Source organism: Streptomyces tremellae (assembly GCF_039540215.1).
GTDB classification, from domain to species: Bacteria; Actinomycetota; Actinomycetes; order Streptomycetales; family Streptomycetaceae; genus Streptomyces; species Streptomyces tremellae.
Genome location: NZ_BAABEP010000036.1, coordinates 50902 through 67528 on the forward strand (window position 1 = coordinate 50902; position 16627 = coordinate 67528).

A 16627-nucleotide genomic window follows, 5' to 3' on the forward strand; every position below is an offset into this window, starting at 1 on the left:
GTCAACGGCCCCGGCGCATCCGCTGCCCGACCTCGCCGTCGTCGGTCTCCCACCAGGGCCGCACCCGCTCGGGTTCCGCGGCGGCGGGCGCGGGCACCCCGGGCACCCCGGCGGCGGGCGCGGGGGCCGCCGCCGGGGTCAGCTCCGCGTCGAGCCGGGCGTCGAGCTCGGCCGTCCTGGCGCGCTCGGCGTGCCACCACTGGAAGAACACCGCGATGAGGAACGGCAGCGCGACGAGCTCCGCGAGGGTCAGCATCAGGCCGCCGCCGAGCATCTGGTCGAACTGGAGCGTGGGCCCCCAGGTGCGCAGGTGCGCCCGGTACCAGTGGCCCGCGATCAGGGTTCCGCTGGTCATCACGACGATGCCGGGGATCGAGTCGAAGAGGCCGTCGAAGAAGACCAGGGCGGCCCTGACCGGGTGGGTGCACCAGCGTGGCAGGAGTTCCTGCCCGGTCAGCATCGGCAGGACGAACAGGCATCCGGTGAGCAGCAGTTGGGCGTGCATCAGCTGCCGCACCACGTCGTTGTGCAGGGCCGTGGGGAAGTACGGCGTGAAGTAGATCGTCAGCTCGGACACGAGCACGAACACAGAGCTGACCAGCGGGAAGGTGAGCAGCCGCACCGGCCGCGAGGTCATCGCGCGGTGCAGCCGACCGTCCGGCGGGGCGAGGCCGAGCGGGTCGCCGAGGGCGAGGCCGAGCGGCGCGAGCAGGTCGAGCAGGATGTTCTGCACGGCGGCGGGCCAGAACAGCACGCGGTCGTAGACGGCGAGCGAGGACATGGTGGCGACGACGATCATGCCGAGGCCGAGCACCGCGAACGACGCGGTCCGCAGGACGGACCAGCGTCCGCCCGCGCGGACGCGCCGCACCACCCCGTACGCGTAGAGGCCGCCGAGCAGGACCACGGCGACCAGGGCCGCCGGGTCGAGCGCCCAGGACGTGAAGCCCCGGCCCAACGTCAGTTCCGGCAGCACGCCGCACCTTCCTTCGCGTACCGGCCCCGCCCGCGGGGCGTGCCGGGTCCCGGGACGCCTCCGGCCGTCCGTTTGCCGCCCACCACGCTAGACCGCGGTGTGTTCCGGACGGACGTCGGGTCGGCGGCGGCCCGTACGCACGGCGAGGGCCCCCGCAGGCATCCGGGGCGGGATGCCGGCGGGGGCCGGGTCCGTCGCCCTCGGCCACCGACCAGTCGAGGGCGACGGACGTCTCAGACGTCCACGCTGTCGTTCTCCTTGCGGCCCGCGGCCTCGCCGCGGCCGCCAGGGTGCGCGGACGGGTCCGTGGGGCGGACCGCCGCCTGTCGCCGGGTGGCGAGCAGGCTGGTGGCCGTCGTGATGAGCAGCACGCCGCCGATCACCGAGAGCGACACGGCGATGCCGATCTCCGGTACGTGCACCCCGAGTTCGTGCAGGGCGTGCAGCACGAGCTTCACGCCGATGAAGCCGAGGATCACCGAGAGGCCGTAGCTGAGGTGGACCAGCTTCTTCATCAGGCCGCCGATCAGGAAGTACAGCTGCCGCAGGCCCATCAGCGCGAACGCGTTGGCCGTGAAGACGATGTACGGGTCCTGGGTCAGGCCGAAGATGGCGGGGATCGAGTCGAGCGCGAACATCACGTCGGTGGTGCCGATGGCGAGCATGACGACCATCAGCGGGGTGAGGACGCGCTTGCCGTTCCTGCGGATGAACAGCTTGGTGTCGTGGTAGCGGTCGGCGACGCCGAAGCGGCGCTCGATGGACTTGAGGAGGCGGTTCTCCTCCCACTCGGCTTCGTCGTCGTGGCCGCCGCGCGCCTCCTGTATCAGCTTCCAGGCTGTGTAGATGAGGAAGGCGCCGAACAGGAAGAACACCCACGAGAAGCTGGCGAGGACCGCGGCGCCCGCCGCGATGAACCCGGCGCGCAGCACCAGCGCGATCAGCACGCCGAACAGCAGCACGCGCTGCTGGAGCCTGAGCGGGACCGCGAACTTCGCCATGATGACGATGAAGACGAAGAGATTGTCGACGCTGAGCGACTTCTCCGTGACGTATCCGGCGAAGAACTCGCCGCCCGCCTTCGCCCCGCCGAACGCCAGCAGGCCGAGTCCGAACAGCGCCGCGAGGACGACCCAGACGACCGTCCAGATCCCGGCTTCCCTCACCGACACCTCATGGGGCCTGCGCCCGATGAGGAAGTCGATCGCGATCAGGGCCGTCAGACCGAGCACGGTCAGCAGCCACACGGTCAACGAGATGTCCATCGTGCCTCCGGCGTCGTACGAGTACGGGCAGCGCCGAACGGGTCGGACTGCCGCGCCGGAGGTCTCTTCCACCCGGGCGGCCTTTCCACCGCTCCCCGGGCCGACGCCCCGGAACCGATGGCGGTCCGTATTGACGGGTACGTCGCGATTTGGGAGTACTCCCCTCCGCTGCACTCCACGGTACAGGGATCACCATGAATCAGTAAAGCGATGGGCAAGTAAAAACCAAATACGCAGGTCGGTGGCGTGATCCTGCGCAGGCGCAGGGCAGAGAAGCGGGCGGTCGCGCGCCAGGAGGCGCGACCGCCCGTGTCCTCGCGACCGCCCGGCCGCGGGGCCGGGACTGCGGGGTCAGAGGTGCGGGAGGATCGCCGGCATCAGGTCCTGGAAGGTGCGGCCGTTCGCGGCGCTGCCCAGCGCGGTCATCTGCCAGCCGCCGCCCGAGCGGTGCACCTTGGCCATGATCTGCGCGGTGTACTGGCCCCCGCCGTCCAGGGTGTAGCGGGCGAGCTCCTGTCCGTTGGTCTCGTCCACCAGCCGGCAGAAAGCGTTCTGCACCTCCTGGAAGGTCTGGCCGGTGAACGAGTTGACCGTGAAGACGATCTGGTCGATGTGGGCCGGGACCTTCTCCAGGTCGACCAGGATCGACTCGTCGTCCCCGCCCTGGCCCTCACCGCCGACGAGGTTGTCGCCGGTATGCCGGACAGACCCGTCGTCGCTCACGAGGTGGCGGAAGAAGACCACGTCGACCGGCTTCTTCTCGGAGAAGAGGACGGCGGACGCGTCCAGGTCGATCTCCCTGGTCCGCATCCCGAACAGTCCCCTGCGCCTGGCGGCCTGCCAGCCGAGTCCCATGCGGACCGCGGTGAGCGTGCCGCCGCCCTTCTTCTCCAGGCTGATCGCCTGGCCCTTGCTCAGGCTGACGCCCCCGCCCTTGGATGTGTCCACCACGTCTTGGCCTCCTTCGCCATGGTCCCCCCGCCCCACGGTCCGTGTGCGGTGTTCGGGCACCCTACGCGGGGACGCTGCCCCACCCGTCGCGGCCCACGCCGACTGTGTCGATCCTGCGACACAGGAACGCCACAGCAGCGCGGGCGGGCACGCGGCACGGCGCCGGGCCGGGGCGCCGGGCACACGGCGGGGCGGCGCCGGGGCCGGACGGGTCAGGCCAGCCCCGCCTCCTTCATCTGCCGCAGCTCCTTCTTGAGCTCTCCGACCTCGTCCCGCAGCCGCGCCGCCACCTCGAACTGGAGGTCCGCGGCCGCGGCGCGCATCCGCTCTGTCATCTCCTCGATCATCCCGGCCAGTTCGGTCGCGGGGCGGTCCGTGAGGACCTCGGTGCCCTTGCCCTTCCCCTTGCCGCCCTTGGCCGCCGCGCCGAGGGACGGCACCGGAGCCTTGGCGGGCTTGCCGTTCTTGTTGTTCTTGCCGCTCTTGGTCTGCCGGTAGCCCGTGCCGAGCAGGGACTCCGTGTCGACCTCCTCGCGTGCGATGGTCGCCACGATGTCGTTGATCCGCTTGCGCAGCGGCTGCGGGTCGAGACCGCGCTCGGTGTTGTACGCGATCTGCTTCTCGCGGCGCCTGTTGGTCTCCTCGATGGCGCGCTCCATCGCGGGTGTGACCTTGTCCGCGTACATATGGACCTGGCCCGAGACGTTGCGCGCGGCGCGGCCGATGGTCTGGATCAGCGACGTGCCCGAGCGGAGGAAGCCCTCCTTGTCGGCGTCGAGGATCGCCACGAGTGACACCTCGGGCAGGTCGAGCCCCTCGCGCAGGAGGTTGATGCCGACCAGGACGTCGAAGTCGCCCGACCGCAGCTCGCGCAGCAGCTCCACCCGGCGCAGGGTGTCGACGTCGCTGTGCAGGTAGCGGACCTGGATGCCGAGTTCGAGGAAGTAGTCGGTGAGATCCTCGGCCATCTTCTTGGTGAGGGTGGTGACGAGGACGCGCTCGTCCTTCTCCGTGCGCTGCCTGATCTCGTGCACCAGGTCGTCGATCTGGCCCTGGGTCGGCTTGACGACGACCTCCGGGTCGATGAGTCCCGTGGGCCGGATGATCTGCTCGACCACGCCGTCGCCCCGGGAGAGCTCGTAGGGCCCCGGCGTCGCGGAGAGGTAGACGGTCTGGCCGACGCGCTCCTTGAACTCCTCCCACTTCAGGGGGCGGTTGTCCAGCGCGGACGGCAGCCGGAAGCCGTGGTCCACCAGCGTGCGCTTGCGGGACGCGTCGCCCTCGTACATCGCGCCGATCTGCGGCACGGTGTTGTGCGACTCGTCGATGACGAGGAGGAAGTCCTCGGGGAAGTAGTCGAGCAGGGTGTTGGGCGGCGAGCCGTAGTCGCGGCCGTCGAAGTGCATCGAGTAGTTCTCGATGCCGGAGCAGGACCCGATCTGCCGCATCATCTCGATGTCGTACGTGGTGCGCATGCGCAGCCGCTGGGACTCCAGGAGCTTGCCCTGTCTGTCCAGCTCGGCGAGGCGGCTCTCCAGCTCGGCCTCGATGTCGCGGACGGCGCGCTCCATGCGCTCGGGGCCCGCGACGTAGTGGCTCGCGGGGAACACGTACAGCTGGTCGTCCTCGCTGATGACCTCACCGGTCAGCGGGTGCAGCGTGGACAGCGCCTCGATCTCGTCGCCGAACATCTCGATGCGGACCGCGAGCTCCTCGTAGACCGGGAAGATCTCGATGGTGTCGCCGCGGACGCGGAACGTGCCGCGCTGGAAGGCGACGTCGTTGCGCGTGTACTGGATCTCGACGAAGCGGCGCAGCAGCTCGTCCCTGTCGTACTCGGCGCCGACGCGCAGCGGCACCATGCGGTCCACGTACTCCTGCGGGGTGCCCAGGCCGTAGATGCAGGAGACGGAGGCGACGACCACCACGTCGCGCCGGGTGAGCAGCGAGTTCGTCGCGGAGTGGCGCAGCCGCTCGACCTCCTCGTTGATCGAGGAGTCCTTCTCGATGTACGTGTCCGACTGCGGCACGTACGCCTCGGGCTGGTAGTAGTCGTAGTACGAGACGAAGTACTCGACGGCGTTGTGGGGCAGCAGCTCGCGGAACTCGTTCGCCAGCTGGGCGGCGAGGGTCTTGTTCGGCGCCATGACGAGCGTCGGGCGCTGGAGCCTCTCGATCATCCAGGCCGTGGTGGCGGACTTGCCCGTGCCGGTGGCGCCGAGCAGGACGACGTCGTTCTCCCCGGCGCGCACCCGCCGCTCCAGCTCGGCGATGGCCGCGGGCTGGTCACCGCTCGGCTGGTAGGGACTGACGACCTCGAAAGGCGCCGTGCTGCGTTCGATCTGGGTTACGGGCCGCATGGTCTCCACCGTACGACTCCCCACTGACAACGCCTCGCGCACCGGTTCCGACCTGCGGCAGAGCCTCGGCGGCGGGCCGGCGGACGGCCCGTGCGGGCACGGCGGGGCGCCTCAGCCGTCGTGGAGGTCGCAGGAGCCCCGCCGCACCGGCTCGGGGACGAGGGCACGGGCCGCGCGGCCCCTGGGCGCCTGGTGGCGGCGCGTCCTCGCGGGCCGCCCGGCCGCCGCGCCCCCGGCCCCCGCCCAGGGGCCCGGGACGGCGCCCCGGCCGCCGGTGCGGGCCCTGGAGGCGGCGGGCGCGCTCGCCTCACGTGGCGGCCCGCCGGAGAGCAGCCGCGGCTCGAAGGCCATGACGAGCCCGGCGAGCACCAGGAACGCTACGGGCCCGGCGAGCACCGGCAGCAGCTGTGCCAGGTCGGTGCCTCCGCCGCTCCCGGCCGTGGGGGCCGCGGAGGGCGAGACGTACACGTGGGCCCCGGTCATCGCCAGATAGTGCATGCCGGTGGCGGCGCCGCCGAGGCAGACCGCCGCCGCGGCCCCGGCGAAAGCACCGCGGTGGCGCGCCGTCGTGCAGAGGGAGGCGATGCCCGCGGCGACCGCGACGGCGACGGCGGCGATCACGGTGGGGGTGTCGTACGTGACGTACCCGTCGAGCCTGAGTCCCGCCATGCCGAGGTAGTGCATGCTCGCGATGCCGAGCCCGGTGAGGGTGCCTCCGGTGACCAGCGACATCGGGGTGGCGCCGCGGTGGCCGACGACCCACAGGCCGGCGCCCGTCATCAGCAGGCCGACCCCGAATCCCGCGAACATGGTGGGGCGGTCGTAGTCGAAGCCGGCCCCGGCGATGGAGAAGCCGGCCATCGCGACGAAGTGCATGGTCCACATGCCGCAGCACAGGGCGAGGGTGCCGAGTGCGAAGGCGCCGGGACGCCGCGCGGAGCGGCCTCGCAGGGAGGGGGCGGCGCAGCGCAGGCCGAGCGCACTGCCGAGGCACGCCATGAGGAAGGCCGCGGCGGGGGTGACGAGGCCGTAGCTGAATCCGTCAACGGTACTGGCGGTGCCGACAGTGCCCTGCATCGTGTGGTGCCCCTCCGCCCCTTGGCGTCATGCGTACGACGGCGTCCCGCGTACGACCGTGCGGACGTGCCGGTCCCGGGCGAGAGTAGGACGGTCCGCCCGGTTGGCAAAGTCCGTTGCCGGTGGCGGCTTCTACGGCGGTCTGCATGAAGCGTGAAGAAATTGGCGGAATGGGCGGTTGTCGCGGCAGCCCTCGGAACTCCCGCCGTTTTCCGGGGAGATCCGGCCGCCGTGACCGCGCGCGCCGCGGCCGCAGCGCCCGGGCTCCGGCCGAGGTGGCGGCGGGTTCCACCGGACCGTGGGCCGGTGCGCGGCGGGCCGCCTCGCTGTTGTAGCGTGCCCGGCCCGCGCCTAGTGTGAAATCGAACACACAACCGTTGTGGACTCATCCGCCGGACATGGACTTCCGAAGGGACGGCGAGTCGGCATGAGTGGAGGAAACAGGGCGGTCGCCTACATCGAGCCGGGTGTGGTGGAGGTCAGGACCACCGACTACCCGACCCTGGAGCTGAAGGACGGGCCCGGCGTCGCCGAGGAGAACGTCGGCAGGGTGTGCAGGCACGGCGTCATCCTCAAGGTCCTCGCGACCAACATCTGCGGCAGCGACCAGCACATGGTGCGCGGCAGGACGACGGCCCCGCGGGGCCTGGTGCTCGGCCACGAGATCACGGGCGAAGTGGTGGAGCGCGGGCCCGACGTCGAGTTCGTCCAGGTCGGGGACGTCGTCTCGGTCCCGTTCAACATCGCGTGCGGGCGCTGCCGCAACTGCAAGGAGCGCAACACCAGCATCTGCGAGAACGTCAACCCCGCGCGCCCCGGCGCCGCGTACGGCTATGTCGACATGGGCGGCTGGGTCGGCGGCCAGGCGGAGTACGTGATGGTCCCGTACGCGGACTTCAACCTGCTGAGGTTCCGCGACCGGGACGCGGCCCTGGAGAAGCTGCTCGACCTCACGATGCTCTCCGACATCTTCCCCACCGGGTACCACGGCGCGGTCACCGCGGGCACGGAGGTCGGCTCCACGGTGTACGTGGCGGGCGCGGGCCCCGTCGGGCTGGCCGCTGCCGCGGCGGCGCAGCTGCTCGGCGCCGCGGTGGTGATCGTCGGCGACCTGAACGCCGAGCGGCTGGCGCAGGCACGCAGCTTCGGCTGCGAGACGGTCGACCTGACGGAAGGTTCGCTGGAGGACCAGATCGCGCAGATCCTCGGGGAGCCCGAGGTGGACGCCGCGGTCGACGCGGTCGGCTTCGAGGCCCGCGCCCACGGCAAGGACGCAGGCGAGGCGCCGGCCACGGTGCTCAACTCCCTGATGGGCGCGGTCAGGGCGGGCGGTGCGCTCGGCATCCCCGGCCTGTACGTGACGGACGACCCGCGCGGCGTGGACGCCGACGCGCAGTCCGGCACGCTCAAGGTCAGGCTGGGGCTCGGCTGGGCGAAGGCGCACCGCTTCGTCACGGGCCAGTGCCCGGTGATGACGTACCACCGGCAGCTGGCGATGGCGATCCTGCACGACAGGGTGCACATCGCGAAGGCCGTGAACGCCACGGTGATCTCGCTGGACGACGCGCCGCGCGGCTACGCGGAGTTCGACAAGGGCGCGAGCAGGAAGTACGTCCTCAACCCGAACGGCGCGCTGGACCACGCGGTGGCCGCGTGAGCGTGCCGTGACCGGGCGGGGCGTGGCCGCGCGGACCTCGTCGTGGCGGCGCGGCGCGCGACCGCGCGGACCTCGTCACCGCGTGGCCGCGCCCTGACGCGCGGGTCGTCTCAGGCTGGCAGGCCGCTCCACGCCGGGTGGCCGGGGCGGTCGGCGCGCACGACGGTGTCCGCGGCGGCGCGCGGGTCGGTCTCGGCCGCGTACCGCTCGAAGGCGGGCAAGGCCCACCGGTCGGCTGCCGGGGTGAGCCGGTGCAGGGCGGCGGGTGACAGGTCCAGGTGGACCGTCAGGTCGAACGGGAACCACTGGCCGAGCAGGAAGGGCCCGTGCAGCAGCAGCACCCCGCCGGGCGGCAGCGCGACCCGCTCGCTCCGGGTGGCGCGGTCGGCCCCGGGGTCCCACAGGTCGGGCAGGACGAGCCCCGAGCCGCCCGGGTCGAGCGGCCCGAAGACCTCCCGCCACAGCGCGCCGGTGTCGTACCAGCCGCCGTAGTACGCGTCGGGGTCCTCGCGCCCGTACTCGTAGCGCAGTGAGGCGGGCCGAAGGAAGTCCGCCGTGTCCACGACGACGGAGGGGCGGCCACGCAGCCGCAGCGCCTCGGCGAGGGCGGCGGCCGGGCGGCCGGTGCCGGCCGCGGGCGCGCCGTCGAAGCCGACGCGCAGCCGGGCGCCGCCGTCGTGCGGCTCTGTCTTCAGCAGCCGGTCGGCGAGCGCCTCGGTGAGCCGTTCCCAGGTGATCGGTTCGAGTCGCACCCCGCCATCCTCTCGCGCCCTTCGCGCCGGGCGCGGGCGGGCTCACGCGGGGCGTGCCGCGCTCACTGTCCCCGCAGCGCCTTGGCGAGCGGTCCGTCGCCGGTGACGGAGACCGCGCCGGCGGCCACCGCGTCCGCGAGGGGCAGGGCGCCGCCGCAGAGGGCGCGGCAGGTGGCGTCGTCGAGCGCGAGGACCGCGTCGGGGCCCGCGGGCGCGGGCCCCTCGCCGTACGCGGGGGCGGCGGGGGCACCGAGGTGGAGGTGGAAGGTGCCCGCGTCGAGCCGCACCTCGACGGTGCCCTCGGCCGCGCCCGCACGCCCGCGCAGGACGCGCAGCAGCGGGAGGGCGAACCAGTGGGCGCGCACGGCGTCCGTGGGGCCGGGATCGCCGAGGTCGGGCGCGCCCCAGGCGGCGAGCGCGTCGAGGACCGGCAGCAACCGGGCGCCGCGCGCGGTCAGTTCGTACACCACGGCGGCGGCGGGCGGCGGCAGCTTGCGGCGGGTGACCAGCCCGTCCCGCTCCATGTCCCGCAGCCGGGAGGCCAGGACGTCCGTGCTGACGCCCGGCAGGTCCGCGTGCAGGTCGGTGTAGCGGCGGGGTCCCGCGAGCAGCTCCCTGACGATCAGCAGGGTCCAGCGGTCCCCGACGGTGTCGAGGGCGCGGGCCGCTGCGCAGTACTGGTCGTAGCTTCGGCGACGTGGCATGGCTCGCAGTCTAGACATGTTGTTGGACTTTCCAAGCCGAGGCTTGGTAAAACCAAGTATCGCAATCGGTCGGGGAGGCCACGCCATGGAGTTCCGGCAGTCGAGCAAGCTCAGCAACGTCCTGTACGAGATCCGCGGACCGGTGATCGCGCACGCCGACGCGCTGGAGGAGGCGGGCCACAGCGTGCTGCGGCTGAACACCGGGAACCCGGCGCTGTTCGGCTTCGAGGCGCCGGAGGAGATCGTGCAGGACATGATCAGGATGCTGCCGCAGGCCCACGGCTACACCGACTCTCGCGGCATCCTCTCCGCGCGGCGGGCGGTCGCCCAGCGCTACCAGGCGCTCGGCGTCGAGGTCTCCGTCGACGACGTGTTCCTCGGCAACGGCGTGTCAGAGCTGGTCTCGATGGCCGTGCAGGCCCTGCTCGACGACGGCGACGAAGTCCTCATCCCGGCACCGGACTTCCCGCTGTGGACGGCGGTCACCACGCTCGCGGGCGGCCGTCCCGTGCACTACGTCTGCGACGAGTCCGCCGACTGGAACCCGGACCTCGCCGACATGGAGTCGAAGATCACCGACCGGACGAAGGCGGTCGTGATCATCAACCCCAACAACCCGACGGGCGCCGTCTATCCGCGCGAGGTCGTGGAGGGCATCCTCGATCTCGCCCGCCGCCACCAGCTGATGGTCTTCGCGGACGAGATCTACGACCAGATCGTCTACGACGACGCCGTCCACCACTCGGCCGCCGCCCTCGCCCCCGACCTGGTGGTGCTCACCTTCAGCGGCCTGTCCAAGACCTACCGGGTCGCGGGCTTCCGCTCGGGCTGGCTCGTCGTCACCGGGCCCAAGCAGCACGCCCGCAGCTATCTGGAGGGCCTCACCGTCCTCGCGTCGATGCGGCTGTGCCCCAACGCGCCCGCGCAGTACGCCATCCAGGCGGCGCTCGGCGGCCGCCAGTCCATCCGCGAGCTGACCGCGCCGGGCGGCCGGCTGTACGAGCAGCGCGACCGCGCCTGGGAGAAGCTGAACGAGATCCCCGGCGTCTCCTGCGTCAAGCCGAAGGGCGCCCTGTACGCGTTCCCGAGGCTCGACCCGAAGGTCCACCCGCTCGTGGACGACGAGAGGTTCGTCCTCGACCTGCTGCTGCGGGAGAAGATCCAGGTCGTGCAGGGCACCGGCTTCAACTGGCCGCGCCCCGACCACTTCCGCATCCTGACCCTGCCGTACGCCGACGACCTGGACGCGGCGATCAGCCGCATCGGCCGCTTCCTCAGCGGCTACCGGCAGTAGCGACGGGCCGCGGGTCCGGCCCGCGACGGCCGTACGCCCGCGCCCGCCCTGCCGCGGCGCACGGGGCACCGCGGCCGTCCCCCGGTCCGGGCACGGCCGCGACACCTGCCGTGCCGCGGCGGGATCCGCCGAAGGAGCGGGCGCGTCGGCACGTACGATCTCTGGCATGCCCCAGGACGTGCCGCCCGAGCCCGCCGCGCCGTACGGAAGGGCGGACGTCACGGGGGCGCCGCCGTCCGCCGCGCCGGCGGGCGCCCCGGCACCGCCCGCGCGGCGGGCCGGGACGGCCGCGCCCCCGCTGACGGTCCTGTACGCCGTACGCTCGGCCACCACACTGAACCGGCTGCTCGACGTGGTGCCCGCGTTCGCCGGAGACCCCCGCGTCGCGCCGGTGTTCACCATCGTCCCCGGCTCCGACTTCGGCGCGGACGCGCTCGACACGCTGGAAGGCGCGGGCGCCCGGATCGTGCCGTGGGCGGAGGCCGTGCGCCGCGGCGCCGGCCTGGTGCTCGCCGCGAGCCCCAACGGCCCCCTGCACGAAGTGGACGCCCCGCTGGTCCTCCTGCCGCACGGCGCGGGCTACAACAAGCGCCTGCCACAGGACGGCGAGGGACCTGCGGACGCTTCAGGACCCGCATCCGGCCTGCACCCGCGCCAGTTGGTGCGCGGCAGGACCCCGCTCGCCACGGTGCACGCGCTCGCGCACCCGGAACAGGCAGGCCGGCTGGCCGCCCATGTGCCGCCCTCCGCCGCGAAGCGCGCGGTCGTGGTCGGCGATCCCACGTACGACAGGATGCGCGAGTCCGTGCCGCTGCGGGAGCAGTACCGGGCCGCCCTGGGCACCGGCGGCCGGCGGCTCGTCGTCCTGGTGTCGACCTGGGGCCCGGAGTCGCTGCTCGCGCGCGAGCCGGGGCTCGCCGCCCGGCTGACGGCGGAACTCCCCCACGACGAGTACCAGGTGGGGCTCGTCCTGCACCCCAACGAGCACAGCAGGCTCGGCGGCTTCACCCTGCGCCAGCACCTCGCGCCCGCGCTCGCCGCGGGCCTGGTGACGGCCCGTCCGCACCAGGAGTGGGCGGCGCTGCTCGTCGCGGCGGACTGCGTGGTCACCGACCACGGCTCCACCGCCCTGTACTTCGCCGCCCTGCCCCCTCCGCCCGGCGGCCGGCGCCTGCTGCTCGGCTGCTACGAGGGCGGTAAGGAACTGATCCGCGGCACGCCCATGAACGGCCTCCTGTCGGCGGTGCCCGCACTGCGCCCCGGCGCCGAGCGCACCGCGGCCGAGCAGGTGGCGGCGGTGTTCGCGGACAGCGGGGCGTACCCCGACGGCGTCGCGGCGACCGCCGCCGGCGCCTTCGCGGAACCGGGATCGGCGCTCCGGCGGCTGCGCGAGCACTGCTACGCGCTGCTCGGCCTCACCCCGCCCGAGGGGCCCGTGCGGGCCCTGCCCTGGCCCCCGCCCACGACGCGGGCGCGCCGGCCCGCGGCGTTCGCCGTCCGGACCGACGTCCGGGGCGACACCGTGTCCGTCATCCGGCACCCGGTGGGCACCGGCGCCTACGACGGGCATGTCAGCGCGGAGGAAGGGGCCGCGTCGCTGAGCGAACTGGAGACCGCGGCGCTGATCCACCGCACGGCACGGCCGGCGTTTGGTGGTCCCGCGTGGACCGTCGAAGAGTGGTCGGCGCGCGTCTTCGCGCTGTATCCGGGCTGCCGCAGCGCCGCCGTGGTCCTGACGGACGGTACCGCCGCCCTGTGCAGGCGCGACGGCGGGGCCCCGCTGCTCGTACGGACCGCCCCGGAGCCCGGTCCTGCCGCACCGCGCGTGGCCCCCGCTCCCGCCGCGGTGCTCTCCGCCGTCCACGCCCGCCTCGAAGCGGGCCCGCGGCCGGCGGAACTGGTCTGCGCGGTGGGCCCGCGCCGCGCCCTGGTCCGGCTCTCCGAGGCCCCGCGGGAGGTGGCGGGCGCCGCGTTCTGACGGAGCGTCCCGCCGCCCGCGCGAGGCGGGCCCCTCTTCCGGCCGCCGGTCCCTCTGGGCGGCCGGGGCGCCGGGCGGCAGCCGTACGGGGCCGACGGGCAGCCGCCCTCCCGCGCCCCGCCGAACGAGCCGTCCCCGGCCGGGCGCCGGGACACGGGTCCACCCGGACCGGACGCGGCCCTCGGGACGGCCGGGTGCCGGGCGGCGGCCGTACGCGGGCCGACGAAGCAGCCGCCGTCCCGCGCCGCGGGGAAAGGGCCGTCCCCCTCCCGGCATCCGGCCGGGCCGCCCGGACGCGGCGTCCGGGCGGCCCGGCCCGGCTCGCGGGACTCCGGGACACGGGCCGTGTGCGCCTCAGCCCGGCTCGTCGGACTCCGGGAGCCCCGCACGGGAGCGCAGCTCCGCCGCGGCACCCCGGTGCGCCTCCGGGGCCGCGCCCAGGGCCGCCAGCCTCTCGTGGAGCGCGACCCTGAGGTCGAACTTGGCGCCCCTGGCCTCCTCATGGGCGAGCGCCTCCTCGTACGCGGCGACCGCGCCCCGCACGTCGCCCGCCGCCTCGCGCAGGGCGCCGGTCTCCGTGAGCACCCGTGCGATCAGCCGGTGGTTGCCGGTGGAGCGCGCCACGGGCAGCGCCGCCTCCTGCTCGGCCGCCGCCGACGCGGCGTCCCCCGCCCTGCGCAGGGCGCGCCCCGCCAGGAAGCCCTGGAGCGCCACGCCGTACGGGCTGTCGCCCAGCGCCTCGTGGACCGTCCGGGAGGCGCGGTAGTCGTCGACCGCGCCGGCGTGGTCGCCGCTCGCCTCCAGCGCCTTGCCGCGGAACTCCAGGGCCGAGGCGTGCAGCGGGGTGCCGGGCGCGACGGACGCCGCGGAGCGCACGGCCTGCGCCGCCTGGTCCAGCGCCTCGGTGTGGCGGCCGGTGCGCGCGAACGGCTGGGACAGCTGGCTGCGGAGCCGGGCCGTCAGCTCCACGAGCCCCGCCGCCTGCGCCATGGCGACCCCCCTGGCGAACGAGTCGGCCGCCGCGTCGTGGCCGTTGCTCTCCTCGTACTCCTTCCACAGCGGCTCGCAGAGCGCCGCGCCGTGCTCGTGGGCCGTGCCGCCCAGGTCCTCCGCGACCCTGACCAGGCCGTGCAGCGCGCCGCTCTCCGTCTCGAACCAGGTCCGGGCGTCCGCCTCCGACGTGAAGGCCACGTCCGGCCCGTACGGCTGCCCGCCGAGCCCCTCCACGACCCGCAGGCGCCGCTCGGCGATCGCCCGGTCGGCCCGCTCGGCCTGGCGCCGGTACCAGCACAGCAGCCGCAGCAGCCCGTCCGCCGCCTCCGTCTCGCCGCCGTCGCGCTGTGCGCGGCGCAGCGCGTGCGGGCGCCACACGTCGGGCAGGCGCAGCCGGAACGGGCCGTTGGCGCGGACCCGCGTGGACACGGCGGCCAACTCGGTCCCGGCCAGGGCCTCCAGCGTGTCCTCCGCCTCGTCGAGCCCCGTGCCGAGCAGCGCCGACGCCGCGTCCGTCCCGATGTCGTAGCCGGGGTGGTACGGCAGCAGCCGGTACAGCCGGCGCGCCTGGGGCGGCAGGGCCGCGTACACCTCGTCGGCCAGGCCGTTCGCCATCGTGCCCTCCTGCGTGAGCCTGCTGGTCAGTTCGGCCACGAGCCGCTCCACCCGGCGGCCTGGGTGGGCGCGCAGCAGCCCGCCCGCCATGGTCAGCAGACCGGGGAAGCCGCCGCAGACGCCGGCGACCCGGGCGAGTGCCTCGGGTGCGAGCCCCTCGCGCGGTGTGCCGCGCAGCATCGCCCGCAGCACGGCGACCGCGTGGTGCGGCGACAGGCCGTCGAGCGGCAGGCCGACCGCGGTCAGCGTGGGCAGCGGTCGCGCGCAGGCGGCCAGGACGACCGACTCGGCGGAGGCCGGGAGCAGCGCCTCCACCTCGTCGCGCGCCAGGACGCCGTCCAGGGCGAGGAGCAGCCGGACGCCGCGGGTCCTGCGCAGGTAGACGTCGCGCAGTTCGGCGTACGTGTCGGGCAGCGTCCAGTGCCGTGCCACCCCGAGGGCGCCCAGCAGGTGGCGCAGCACGCCCCGCAGGTCGGTGGCGCCGCCGGGACGGCGCCAGCGGGTGAGGTCGGCGTAGAGCGCCCGGCGGTCCTGGGCCCGGTCGACCTCGTGCGCGAAGCGCACCACGAGGCTGGTCTTTCCGATGCCCACGGGGCCGCTGAGGACGGCGACCGCAGGCCGGGCGAGGTCCTGGGCCGGGTGGCGGCGCCAGAGGCTGCGCAGCTCCGCGAGTTCCCTGGTCCGGTTCTCGAAGACCGGCCCCTCCGGCGGGGGTTCGCCGCCGTACGGCTCGCTGTCTGCCGGGTCGGCGGGCGCGGCCTGGTACACGGTGAGGTGGTCGATGCGACCCGCCTGGACCGCGACGCCGTGGTTGTCCCCGGCCTCGTTGCGGACGGAGCCCCGGGGCGCCTCCCCGCGGCTCCGCTCGCCGTCGCCGGCCGGCACCGCGCTCAGGAGCGGCCGCCGAAGTCGATGCGGCCCACGGAGCCGGTCTGGATGACCGGGGCGTAGTGGGTGCCGCCCGTGACGGAGTTGTGCACGTCACGGATCTGCGTCTGGTGCTGCTCGACGGTGAACTCGGCCGCCAGCTCGCCCAGTTCGCGCAGGGCCTCGCCGTCGCCGCGCACGGCCCTGCGGAAGCGGCCCGCGAGGTCGCTGCGGAACTCGCGCAGGGCCTCGTCGTCACCCGCCGCCCGCGCCTGCGCCAGATCAGCCCGCATGCGGTCCAGTTCGGCGCCCTCCTGGCTTTCCGTCGTGCCCCGGCGGCGGGCAAGGAACGCGGTGAAGCGGCTGCGCGCCGCGGCCCACCCGTCGAGTGCCATCTGCTGGAGCACGGCCGTCGCCGCCGCCGCCATCACACTGGCTGCCTCGTCCACAGGACTCCCCCTCCACTACCGGCCCGCCACGCTCAGCAGCGTACCGGTCACCGGCCGAGCAGGGCTATGACGGCCCCGGCCGGGTCGGTGTCGGGGATGCCCCTGGGCCACCAGTCCTCCCGGTCGCGGTCCGACTCGTAGCCGTACCAGAGGCCGTCGCGGCCGAGGCGCAGCTGCAGGGTGGGGCCCGTGAGGCGGTTGCGCCAGGGGCGCAGCGCCGGGAGGCCGGCGGCGGCCAGCGCGGGGCGCGCCCGGTCGAAGGGCCCCGCGGGCGGGTCCCAGGCGTGCTCCAGCACGTCGAGCCCGGCGAGGCCGCCCTGCCGCCACGCGGCGACGGCGCGGGCCAGGTCGGTGGGCGTGCGGTCGGTGGCGGTCGCCAGGTCGCGGGTGGACGCGGTGAGCCCGGAGCCCGGGTGGGCCGCGGCCAGCCGGACGGCGTCCTGCCAGGGCGTCAGGTCGGCGACCGGGTCCGTGCCGAGGACGAGCAGGGCGTGCGCCCGTACGGCGGCCTCGGTGGCGAGGAGGTCGAGGGCGAACGGGTCGGGTGCGCCGGGCGCCGCCGGGTAGTCGGGCGGCCTGCCAGGACGGCGGGGCACGGGCAGCGGCGGCGGCAGCGCGGGCCTGGCACGCGGGGCGAGCGCGTCGGCCGCGGCCACCGTCGGCAGTGCGGGCGCGGCGTCGGCGGCCTC

The 16627-nt window shown here is 74.3% G+C and carries 12 protein-coding genes and 1 pseudogene; 3 read left to right on the plus strand and 10 right to left on the minus strand.

All coding sequences use genetic code 11. The features are described 5' to 3' along the window. Position 1: 1 nt before the first annotated feature. From ABEA77_RS22540 to ABEA77_RS22560, 5 genes are all read right to left on the minus strand, one after another. Positions 2 to 976, minus strand: coding sequence for a cytochrome c oxidase assembly protein (locus ABEA77_RS22540; RefSeq protein WP_345650558.1), 975 nt, complete (start codon positions 974 to 976; stop codon positions 2 to 4). Positions 977 to 1209: 233 nt separating this feature from the next. Continuing rightward, positions 1210 to 2241 carry a TerC family protein gene (locus ABEA77_RS22545; RefSeq protein ID WP_345650561.1) on the minus strand — a complete coding sequence of 344 codons (1032 nt, stop codon included), beginning with the start codon at positions 2239 to 2241 and terminating at the stop codon, positions 1210 to 1212. Positions 2242 to 2592: 351 nt separating this feature from the next. Beyond that, the gene (locus ABEA77_RS22550; protein WP_425588362.1) at positions 2593 to 3159 is read right to left on the minus strand and encodes a TerD family protein; all 567 of its coding nucleotides are present in this window, start codon (positions 3157 to 3159) and stop codon (positions 2593 to 2595) included. Between the two features lie 245 nt (positions 3160 to 3404). Continuing rightward, on the minus strand, positions 3405 to 5552 hold the full coding sequence (uvrB, locus tag ABEA77_RS22555; protein ID WP_345650566.1) for an excinuclease ABC subunit UvrB: 2148 nt from the start codon (positions 5550 to 5552) through the stop codon (positions 3405 to 3407). 111 nt (positions 5553 to 5663) lie between these two features. Further along, a complete protein-coding gene (locus ABEA77_RS22560; RefSeq protein ID WP_345650568.1) occupies positions 5664 to 6629 on the minus strand; it encodes an MHYT domain-containing protein in 966 nt (321 codons plus the stop codon). Between the two features lie 427 nt (positions 6630 to 7056). Here ABEA77_RS22560 and fdhA point away from each other — a divergent pair, with 427 nt between their 5' ends. Then, positions 7057 to 8286, plus strand: coding sequence for a formaldehyde dehydrogenase, glutathione-independent (gene fdhA, locus ABEA77_RS22565; RefSeq protein ID WP_345650571.1), 1230 nt, complete (start codon positions 7057 to 7059; stop codon positions 8284 to 8286). A gap of 110 nt (positions 8287 to 8396) precedes the next feature. Here the strand turns inward: fdhA and ABEA77_RS22570 are convergent, their stop codons facing one another. Both ABEA77_RS22570 and ABEA77_RS22575 read right to left on the minus strand, forming a co-directional pair. Further along, complete coding sequence (locus ABEA77_RS22570) at positions 8397 to 9038, minus strand: nucleoside/nucleotide kinase family protein (RefSeq protein ID WP_345650573.1); 642 nt, start codon at positions 9036 to 9038, stop codon at positions 8397 to 8399. A gap of 62 nt (positions 9039 to 9100) precedes the next feature. Then, the gene (locus ABEA77_RS22575) at positions 9101 to 9742 is read right to left on the minus strand and encodes a winged helix-turn-helix transcriptional regulator (protein ID WP_345650576.1); all 642 of its coding nucleotides are present in this window, start codon (positions 9740 to 9742) and stop codon (positions 9101 to 9103) included. A gap of 85 nt (positions 9743 to 9827) precedes the next feature. On the opposite strand from ABEA77_RS22575, the gene ABEA77_RS22580 reads away from it, so the two are divergent. Further along, positions 9828 to 11036, plus strand: coding sequence for a pyridoxal phosphate-dependent aminotransferase (locus ABEA77_RS22580; protein WP_345650578.1), 1209 nt, complete (start codon positions 9828 to 9830; stop codon positions 11034 to 11036). Between the two features lie 166 nt (positions 11037 to 11202). Continuing rightward, on the plus strand, positions 11203 to 13014 hold the full coding sequence (locus ABEA77_RS22585; protein ID WP_345650581.1) for a translation initiation factor 2: 1812 nt from the start codon (positions 11203 to 11205) through the stop codon (positions 13012 to 13014). 354 nt (positions 13015 to 13368) lie between these two features. On the opposite strand, the gene ABEA77_RS22590 is transcribed toward ABEA77_RS22585, so the two are convergent. From ABEA77_RS22590 to ABEA77_RS22600, 3 genes and pseudogenes are all read right to left on the minus strand, one after another. Further along, positions 13369 to 15507 carry a hypothetical protein gene (locus tag ABEA77_RS22590; protein ID WP_345650584.1) on the minus strand — a complete coding sequence of 713 codons (2139 nt, stop codon included), beginning with the start codon at positions 15505 to 15507 and terminating at the stop codon, positions 13369 to 13371. A 5-nt stretch (positions 15508 to 15512) separates the two neighbouring features. Beyond that, the gene (locus ABEA77_RS22595) at positions 15513 to 15938 is read right to left on the minus strand and encodes a hypothetical protein (RefSeq protein ID WP_345650586.1); all 426 of its coding nucleotides are present in this window, start codon (positions 15936 to 15938) and stop codon (positions 15513 to 15515) included. A gap of 47 nt (positions 15939 to 15985) precedes the next feature. Beyond that, positions 15986 to 16627, minus strand: a pseudogene (locus ABEA77_RS22600) (SWIM zinc finger family protein); the annotation flags it as partial.